The organism is Microcoleus sp. LAD1_D5, assembly GCF_036702115.1.
Taxonomy (GTDB): domain Bacteria; phylum Cyanobacteriota; class Cyanobacteriia; order Cyanobacteriales; family Microcoleaceae; genus Microcoleus.
The window spans coordinates 1-9,322 of the sequence record NZ_JAUBSA010000125.1; the positions used below are offsets into that span (position 1 = coordinate 1).

10 protein-coding genes are annotated in these 9,322 nt (G+C 45.5%); 5 read left to right on the forward strand and 5 right to left on the reverse strand.

What is annotated here, in order from left to right:
- The first annotated feature begins 65 nt into the window (after positions 1-65).
- From QUA70_RS27125 to QUA70_RS27135, 3 genes are all read left to right on the forward strand, one after another.
- Positions 66-3,083, forward strand: a complete 3,018-nt coding sequence (locus QUA70_RS27125; RefSeq protein WP_445251646.1) for an NACHT domain-containing protein — start codon at positions 66-68, stop codon at positions 3,081-3,083.
- 27 nt (positions 3,084-3,110) lie between these two features.
- Positions 3,111-3,239: a hypothetical protein gene (locus QUA70_RS27130; protein ID WP_333348394.1), complete on the forward strand. Its 129-nt coding sequence runs from the start codon at positions 3,111-3,113 to the stop codon at positions 3,237-3,239.
- 230 nt (positions 3,240-3,469) lie between these two features.
- Positions 3,470-4,234 (forward strand): ABC transporter ATP-binding protein, encoded by a 765-nt coding sequence (locus QUA70_RS27135; protein ID WP_333348397.1) that lies wholly within the window; start codon positions 3,470-3,472, stop codon positions 4,232-4,234.
- Positions 4,235-4,405: 171 nt separating this feature from the next.
- Here QUA70_RS27135 and QUA70_RS27140 read toward each other — a convergent pair whose 3' ends face one another.
- From QUA70_RS27140 to tadA, 4 genes are all read right to left on the reverse strand, one after another.
- Positions 4,406-4,774 (reverse strand): hypothetical protein, encoded by a 369-nt coding sequence (locus QUA70_RS27140; protein WP_333348399.1) that lies wholly within the window; start codon positions 4,772-4,774, stop codon positions 4,406-4,408.
- 12 nt (positions 4,775-4,786) lie between these two features.
- A complete protein-coding gene (locus QUA70_RS27145) occupies positions 4,787-5,011 on the reverse strand; it encodes a hypothetical protein (RefSeq protein ID WP_333348402.1) in 225 nt (74 codons plus the stop codon).
- 93 nt (positions 5,012-5,104) lie between these two features.
- Positions 5,105-5,833: a lysophospholipid acyltransferase family protein gene (locus QUA70_RS27150; protein WP_333335230.1), complete on the reverse strand. Its 729-nt coding sequence runs from the start codon at positions 5,831-5,833 to the stop codon at positions 5,105-5,107.
- Positions 5,834-6,116: 283 nt separating this feature from the next.
- Positions 6,117-6,617, reverse strand: coding sequence for a tRNA adenosine(34) deaminase TadA (tadA, locus tag QUA70_RS27155; RefSeq protein ID WP_333348405.1), 501 nt, complete (start codon positions 6,615-6,617; stop codon positions 6,117-6,119).
- A gap of 75 nt (positions 6,618-6,692) precedes the next feature.
- On the opposite strand from tadA, the gene QUA70_RS27160 reads away from it, so the two are divergent.
- Together QUA70_RS27160 and menB are read left to right on the forward strand one after the other, a co-directional pair.
- A complete protein-coding gene (locus QUA70_RS27160; protein ID WP_333167703.1) occupies positions 6,693-7,289 on the forward strand; it encodes a TerB family tellurite resistance protein in 597 nt (198 codons plus the stop codon).
- Positions 7,290-7,440: 151 nt separating this feature from the next.
- The gene (menB, locus tag QUA70_RS27165) at positions 7,441-8,274 is read left to right on the forward strand and encodes a 1,4-dihydroxy-2-naphthoyl-CoA synthase (RefSeq protein ID WP_333348407.1); all 834 of its coding nucleotides are present in this window, start codon (positions 7,441-7,443) and stop codon (positions 8,272-8,274) included.
- Between the two features lie 222 nt (positions 8,275-8,496).
- On the opposite strand, the gene QUA70_RS27170 is transcribed toward menB, so the two are convergent.
- Positions 8,497-8,799 carry a hypothetical protein gene (locus QUA70_RS27170; protein ID WP_333348410.1) on the reverse strand — a complete coding sequence of 101 codons (303 nt, stop codon included), beginning with the start codon at positions 8,797-8,799 and terminating at the stop codon, positions 8,497-8,499.
- Positions 8,800-9,322 lie beyond the last annotated feature (523 nt).

A 9,322-nucleotide genomic window follows, 5' to 3' on the forward strand; every position in this document is an offset into this window, starting at 1 on the left:
CGAGCGGGGTGGAGCTGACATTGATTTAATTATCCACAGTGGCTCAAAGTCCTACAGAATAAGCCATTGGGCCATATAAAAACTGTCCGGACTATTGCCTAAAAAACGTCTTATTTTTTGGCGAAAAAGACCCCCGACAAGTCGCAGCAGGCAAAGCGCTCAAAAAGTTTTTGGAGTTGGTGCAACAGCAGTTGAAAATCGCCGGACTTCCCCCCGAGGAAATTAAGCGGTATATTAAAGATGTTAAACAGTTTATCAATAACAAGTCTGTTAAGGAAATTTTGGGCAAGGCTTTTGAGACCGATCGCGAATCTCTCGATGCAGAACTTCTCGAACAAACCTGGAGTCAACTAAATTTAACTCCTTTACCAGCAAGATTTAAGTGGCAAACCATCGCCAATCAGTATCTGGCAGAAGTTCAAGAAATTCTCTTTGACTCAAAAGACTTGCGCGATATCTTGAATGCTCAAAATCTGGATAGCATTCAGAAAAATACTCAAGAAACGGCGGGGATTATCCCCGAATTTGACTTGAGGCAATATCAAGAAGCTCTGTGCGAGCGTTACAGCAATCTCAATTTAAGCAGCGTCGATCCCAATACCTACGATTATCGGGAAAAGCTGAAGGTTTGGCAAATCTTTATTTTCCAAGATGTGCGATCGATTTACGAATCATTTCTGCCCCAAGCTTACGAAATTCCTAAAGAACATCAACGGCGGCTGCAAGACAGCAATCAATTAGACGCGATCGATATAGAAAATTTAGAGAAATATCGGCGCGGTTATTTTTCTCAGCCGATCGTATCGGTGTTAGATGTTATCAATGACAAGCAAAAGTATCCCTACATTGTTATTTTAGGCGATCCGGGTTCTGGCAAGTCTACTCTGTTACAATATTTAGCTTTAAACTGGGCGCGATCGCCCTTAAATAGCGTGACATCTCAGCCGATTCCGCTGCTAATAGAATTGCGGATTTACATTCGCAACGTGGAATCAGGGCATTGCAAGAATTTCCTCGAATTTTTCCATAAAGATTCCGGTTTTATTTGTGACTTGAATCAGCATCAATTACACAAACAGCTTAAAGCAGGCGACGCTGTGGTGATGTTCGACGGGTTAGATGAAATTTTCGATGCCGGGAAACGAGAAGATGTAATTACAGCGATTCATCGGTTTACGAATGAGTATCCGCGCGTGCGAGTGATTGTCACGTCTCGGATTATTGGTTACAAACCTCAACGGTTGCAAGATGCAGAGTTTCATCACTTTATTCTCCAAGATTTGAACGCGGAACAAATTCAGGATTTTGTTCGCCGCTGGCACGAATTAACTTTTACTGATGCTGGGGAAAAAGCGCGGATTAGTGAGCGCATGAAAAGAGCCTTAGCGTATTCATCAACGATTCGAGATTTAGCGGGTAATCCGTTATTGTTGACGATTATGGCGATTTTAAATCGCGGGCAAGAATTGCCGAGAGACAGGGCGGAACTTTACAATCAAGCTTCGCGCGTATTGCTGTATCAATGGGATGTGGAAAGGTCTTTAGTAGAGGATAGCAGGCTCGATCCGAAAACTATTGATGCTAAAGATAAGCAAGAAATGCTGCGGCGAGTCGCTTACACAATGCAAGCAGCACCTGAAGGGTTGGCTGGCAATATTATTAGTGCGGAAGATTTGGAGAATACCCTCACAGCATATTTGAAGAATAAAGATTTCGATCGACCGACAGAGCGGGCAAGGTTGATAATTAACCAACTACGAACTCGCAACTTTATTTTATGTTATTTGGGTGCGGATACTTATGGGTTTGTGCATCGAACTTTTTTGGAATATTTCTGTGCGTCGGAGGTGGTGGAAAGGTTTCAGAAGACACAAGAAGTTTCACTGGAGGAGTTGAAAACCGATGTTTTTGGCAAGCACTGGGATGATGAATCTTGGCAGGAAGTTTTGTGCTTGATTGCGGGATTGATTGCTGGAAAGTTTACAGGTAAATTGATTGAGTTTTTGATGGAACAGGATGGGGCAGCCCAAAACTTCAGCAATCTCTTTTTGGCAGCGAAGTGTTTGAATGAGGTGAGGGAGAGAAAAGAGATTGCTGCGGTTGAGAGTCAATTGCTTGAACGCTTAAAAGAGTTAACCAATTACTACCTCAATTACTATGATGATGCTTATTATGGAGAAGAGCCACCTTTTGTGGCGAAAATTCGCACTCAAGCAGTAAGTGCGATCGCCTTTACTTGGAAAGATGACCCACAAACCTTACCTTGGCTCAAACAATTGGCTCAATTTGATGATGATTCGGATGTGCGACAAGCAGCAGTCCAAGAATTAGCACGGGGGTGGAAAGATGACCCGGAAACCTTACCTCTCCTCAAAAAACTGGCTCAATATGATAAGGATTTGGCTGTGTGGCAAGCAGCAGCCCAAGAATTAGCACGGGGGTGGAAAGATGATCGAGAAATCTTACCTTGGCTCAAACAACGGGCTAAATCTGATGATTGTATGGTGCAATATGTAGCAGTCCAAGAATTAGCACGGGGGTGGAAAGATGACCCAGAAACCTTACCTTGGCTCAAACAAATGGCTCAATCTAATGATGATTCTATCGTACCATGGGCAGCAGTCCAAGAATTAGCACGGGGGTGGAAAGATGACCCAAAAACCTTACCTTGGCTCAAACAAATGGCTCAATCTAATGATGATTCTATCGTGCGATGGGCAGCAGTCCAAGAATTAGCATGGGGGTGGAAAGATGACCCAGAAACCTTACCTCTCCTCAAACAAATGGCTCAATCCGATGATAATTGGGCTGTGCGATATGCAGCAGTCCAAGAATTAGCACAGGGCTGGAAAGATGAACCAGAGATATTTGAATGGTTAGGGGATATTGCTATCAATCATCCTTTTGAACGCCTGTACAAATCGCAAGATAACCCCCGGAAAACAGCACTTGAAATCATGCTCAAGCAATACCCCGATCGCCCAAAAACTTTAGAAATACTTCGCGATCGATTTGCCCACGATCCAGATGAACAAGTCCGCCAGTTTGCCCAGAAAAAGTTGACCGAATTAGAGAAGCTGTGAGAGAAACACAAAAAGCAGAAAGAAAATATGACTGTAGCTACTAATATCCCCAAAGCTTATCCAGAAATAGTGAAATTTGTGGCGACGGCCACACTTCCCACAGCATTATCAGCTTTCCACTCTCGGAGGAAGCAAAAGAGCATATCACCGACGTAATTTATGCCCACAATAATTAAGGCTTGACCCGCACTGGAAAAAGCAAATTAGATAACTATCTAGTGCTAGAACATCCGATGACTCTCATCAAACAACTCACAAACACGTCGTTAAAGATTTAGTTTTTTTATATCTCGTCAATTAGCGTCCAAACGATCGCCCTTCCAGCCGCGAAAACCGAGAAGAAGTGTTAAGTTAGTAGTTAGTTGTGTCGATCGCACAGAAAAAAAATGCCTGAACTACAAACCGATACATACCAAGACCTCGACCCGCAAGTCCTCTCAAAGCCCGTTGTTGTCGGTCTCGAAGAGGTAACAAAAGTTTACGGGATTGGCGACCTGGAAGTTCGCGCCTTAAACGGCGTCAGCTTGACCGTAAGACAAGGAGAATATTGCTCGATTATGGGCGCGTCGGGATCGGGCAAATCTACAGCTATGAATATTATCGGCTGTCTCGATCGACCTACGAGCGGCAGTTACTACTTAGACGGCGTAGATGTCGCCGAAATGCCCGAAGCAGAATTAGCCGGAATTCGCAATTTAAAATTAGGTTTTGTCTTCCAACAATTTCACCTGTTGCCTCAATTGACAGCATTAGAAAATGTCATGTTACCGATGGTATATGCCGGCATTCCCGCAGCAGAAAGACGCGAACGGGGAGTAGACGCTTTAACGAAAGTAGGCCTGGAAAGTCGGCTGCAAAACAGACCCAATCAACTATCAGGAGGACAGCAGCAGCGCGTAGCCATTGCTAGGGCTATTGTCAACCGTCCCGTGTTGTTGCTGGCTGATGAACCTACAGGTGCATTGGATACAAAAACTACTCAAGAAGTAATGGATATTTTTACCGAATTCAACGAAAGCGGCATGACTGTTGTTATGGTAACGCACGAACCGGAGGTGGCGCGCCAAACTCGCCGCGTTGTCTGGTTCCGCGATGGGAAAGTTATTCATAACAATCTCAACCCGGAAGAGCTTTCACAGGCCGTATTTTAGTATAAGAGTCTGCAAAAATTCGGCGATTGAAATCGCTTCTAGACAAACCAAGTCCACCTGCGCGGACTGTGAAGAATAGATAATATATCAGTCCTCATAGCGAGGGATTTAGCTATTAGACAGGGGTTTTCAACCCCTGGCGGACTAATAGACAAAACACCCGATATCTGCTTAATGAAAAGCACTCGGAAAAGCTTCCCAAACTCGATCGACAAAATCTCTAAGTTGCCGAGAAGCGATCGCACCATCCTTTTTCTCAGCATCCAGAGAGTGCAACTCAGTCAACAGTGAAATTACCTCAGTATCAAAAGCCTCCCGAAACAAGCTCAGCGGCCACAGCAAATCAGCACCATCTCGCAAATCCGATAAAGTGTATTCTGCCGATAAATCCTTCCCCGACGCCGATACAACTAACATCAAAGGGCGCACCCAACAAACTTGACGTGCCTCAACCACTTGGATTACCTCGGAATGCAGGCACGCATCTCCACATTCTAAACTAACAATTTGACCAGGCTTAAAGTTCAAAGCACAACCCATTAATGCTCACACTTAATACAGACATAACAAAGCAGCCAAATAAGTGCTGCATCTCTCCACAGCACCATAAAATATTATATCATAATTCCTTCTTCCTTCTTCCTCCTTCCTTCTTCCGACTGCCATCGGACTGACATCCGTTACATCTTGTACATAATCCGTTGCCGAACTTCCTTCTTCCTGACATCCGTTACATCTTGTACATAATCCGTTGCCGAACTTCCTTCTTCCTGACATCCGTTACATCTTGTACATAATCCGTTGCCGAACTTCCTTCTTCCTGACATCCGTTACATCCGTTACATAATCCGTTGCCGAACTTCCTTCTTCTCAACTTTCATCAAGCTTTTTAAGAGCCATTTCGAGATCGGCTGTCAACAATCGTGCTTCTTTTTTACCACCGCCACCATTGGCATAATCCGCCACCGAAATCGGAGCACCGATCGCAATTTTTACGTGAGAACCCCATTGAGGAATGCGCGGGCGATAGCGGATACTCATCGGTACAATTTTCACCCCCAAACCCGGTTTGCTCAACTCTGCTTGCATTGCCAAACGCGCCAATCCCGGCTTAATCGGGTGAACTTCCCCATCCTGAAAAATACCGCCTTCGGGAAAAATCACCAACATTTCCTTGTCGAGGAGTAGTTCCACCCCATAACGGAGACTGCCAATTGCCGGATGCTTGAGATCCACAGCAAACCCCCCCAAATTTCTGATGAACCAACCTTGCAGTCCTTTCACTTCATCAGCAGTTACCATAAACCGCAAATCGCGTCCAGTCACCTTCTGTCCCGTTGAATAGGGCATCATCAGGGCATCCCACCGGGAGCGGTGCGTAGGGGCTAAGATGACAGGCCCGTCTTTCGGCAAGTGCTCCTGTCCGGTTATCTCAATCTTGCCAAAATGAAACGGTAGGACAACATAGTGACCTAGCGGATAGAGCAAGGAGGTTAACCAAGGAGAAACGCGAGAGGTATTAGGTGCTACCTTGGCAGGCATTGGCTTCACTAGAGATGATTTACTGGACTCAACGGCGATCGTGGCGGTATCGGGCATAGCAATTAAGCTGCTTGATCGAGATCTAAAGTCTAAAGTAAGTGGTTGGACAAATCTTTAGTTTTTGGATCGGGACAGTTTTGCTATTGGCATTGTGCCGATCGAGCGATCGCGCCCACAAGAGATAACCTCTAACAGGCAAAACCTCAGCCAACCGGACAGCACTAATACAGAGCAGTCGGCAGCCTCGAAAGCTTGAGCGGGCAATTACGGATCTATTATTTCAGTTAAAGGGTCAATTTCGATTAAACCTCGCGCAGAAGAGAGTAAAAAATTTTACCTGTTAATTTTTCCGGCGCGCTTCAAACCAAGAAATTAACTGCTCGCGGCAAACAGACTCCATAATACCGCCGAGCACCTCTAAGCGGTGACACGAATACGCGCTATCTGGAATATTAGCAGCAGTCCGAATCGTGCCCGTTTTCGGGTCATCTGCTCCGTATACCAGCAGACGAATCCGAGCTTGGACGATCGCACCAGCGCACATCGGGCAAGGCTCCAGCGTTACGTAGAGCGTGCATTGGTTAAGATGCCAGTCTTGCAAAACTTGGCCTGCAGCCCGCAAAGCCAAGATTTCAGCGTGAGCAGTCGGATCGCAATCTCGCTCTCGCCGATTTTGCGCTTCGGCAATCAATTTACCAGTACCGTCAACAATGGTAGCACCAACGGGTACTTCACCAGCATCACCGGCTGCTTGTGCTAGTTCCACAGCCCTAGTCATCCAGCGTTTGTGAATAAAATAAGTAGTATCACTAATAGACAACGGCTCAGCTTTACAATTCACGTCATACCTAAGTAACAGAAAAACTTAAAATCGATAAAGAAAGTTACATTACAGCTTAATCGAGAGTCTTTAATTATGGACACCACTACGATTACCACTGAAATTGTTGAGCTGTTGTGCCGCATTAGCCGGCAAAAGCTGCGCGAACAAGATATCACTCCTTTGGTAGTGTTTCTGACGGCTCTGATTTCCATCCTGCGCGGAGTGATGATTATTGACAGGACGATCGCAGTTGAAGAAGAAGAACGGCTGCAAAAGACTCTCAAAGCCTTTGCCAGTGGCGACCGCGATCGGGTAGAACTAATTCAGCGCCTTGTCAAAGGAGTATCGAAACAGCAGGTTTACTTCAACCCCACGGAATTGCTAACCCTGACAGCTTTGTTCTCAGAATCAGAAAAACTGTTGCTTATCGGTTCCGGCTACGAAATGTCAGCGGCCGACGGACACATCGATATGCGGGAGCAAATGTACTTACAGTCGATCGCCAATCGGCTCGGCCTCGACTCCAGACACATTGCAGTCATAGACACTTTATTTACTAAAGAAGGAACCCTCGACTCAGAAGCTTTTGCCGAAGTTCAAGCTTTACTCGATCCCAGCGAATTCGAGTCCCGCGATCCGGTATTTGGCAAAGCAGCAAAGCACTTGCTGAGTATTTTACTCCGCAAATAATCCAGGGGATATAAATTTTGGGGCCGTAAAAGTAGTGAGAGAAGTCGATCGACCCTTGTATCCTATTGAACCAAATCAATCTAAAATCTAAAAGCGACTTGTCGCTGCCTTGATAGACCCAGCTTGGTCTCAAATCTAAAATTGATTGATTATGCAAATTGAATGGCAAACCGCCAAAACCTACGAAGACATTCTGTATCACAAAAGTGGTGGCACCGCCAAAATTACCATCAATCGACCTCACAAACGGAACGCTTTCCGTCCCAAAACCGTGCAGGAACTGTGCGATGCCTTTACTGATGCCCGCGAAGACACAAAAATCGGCGTTGTCCTTTTCACCGGTGCGGGGCCTCATACAGACGGCAAATACGCCTTTTGCGCCGGCGGCGACCAAAGCGTGCGGGGTTCGGCGGGATATGTAGACGAAGGTGGCATACCCCGGTTGAACGTGCTCGACTTGCAGAAGTTGATTCGATCTATGCCCAAAGTTGTAATTGCTTTAGTTGCAGGCTACGCAATTGGAGGGGGTCACGTTCTGCACTTAATTTGCGACTTGACGATCGCTGCTGACAATGCTATTTTCGGACAGACCGGCCCCAAAGTAGGCAGTTTCGACGGTGGTTTCGGAGCTAGCTATCTCGCTAGAGTTGTCGGCCAGAAAAAAGCCAGAGAAATTTGGTTTTTGTGTCGCCAGTACAGCGCGCAGCAAGCCCTAGAAATGGGTTTAGTCAACTGCGTCGTACCCGTCGAACAACTAGAACTAGAAGGGATTCAGTGGGCTGCGGAAATTCTAGAAAAAAGTCCGATCGCGATTCGCTGTTTGAAATCCGCTTTTAATGCTGACTGCGACGGTCAAGCCGGTTTGCAAGAACTAGCAGGAAATGCCACTTTGCTGTACTATATGACCCAGGAAGGCGCCGAAGGCAAACAAGCCTTTTTGGAAAAACGGGAACCTGATTTTAGTCAATATCCTTGGCTGCCATAGCTGGATGGAGAAATCAGTTTTTTTATGCGCTCATATTAAAGTAGATCCTGCTGATTTTTATGAGTTAGTAAACCCAAATGCACCCGATCGTCCAAAAGCGTCAGTAGTGATACGAGTTCCCAAAAAGAATGAAACTGCTTTGCTAGATCCAAACTATGATAGTCATCAGTGATTCCCCAATCGAAAATCGAAAATGGTATTAGCTATCCTGCTGCCGACGAACTAAACTGATACTGCTGCTGCCGATTTTTCGGTTAACGTTGTGCCTGTAAGCTGGCAGGCATGACGCTCAGAAAGAGTGACGGTGGCATCCTGTAGCGTCAGAGTCGATTCTTGCCACATTCTAATTTCTTCTATGTTTTCCCAAGATGACCTAAAAGGCGAAACCGCTAAAGCACAAGCTTTCCAGTGACTTTGAACCGGGCCGCTTAGTAGAGCGCAAACACCCCCACGTCTGCCCTCAGGGGTATAGTGACGGCAGTGACCACAAGCTGAAGTTAAAGGTGAAGTTAATGAGGTTTGCATAAAAGTTCTTAGGGAAATCATTTTCATCTCTAATTCTCCTTTGTAGAGCTAGCAGGTTTTAGAGCATCCCAACCTTTATGCTGTCTGGTTTGTAGCGATCCCCGAAGCATAATTAAATTTTATAATTTATTTATAATCTCGTTATATATAGAAACAATTAGCTCGGTGCTTGCTCATTGTATAGGTAAAAACATAGGTTAAAAGTTTATAAAGGCGTTAGGGATCAAGAAAAAGTACAAATGCCCAAGGAGTATGAGAGGTCACAAATAAGCGGTAGCTCAGGATACAAAAAGTGGCTGAGAGTGTCGGCAAGCAGCCTCCGGGAAACAGCAAAAATTAAGTTTTCAAATGAAAATGGAAAATAGCTGCCGGCGATCGACAGCAGGCGATCGTGTCGCTGTTGCATTGACGCCAAAAGTAGCTAATCATAAAATAGGCAAGTTTTCCTGGGGGGGTGACAAAGAGAGCTAAGAGCTAGACCTAATCTGAGTTACAGCCCTCATCCCCCGTTGATAAAAGTGGC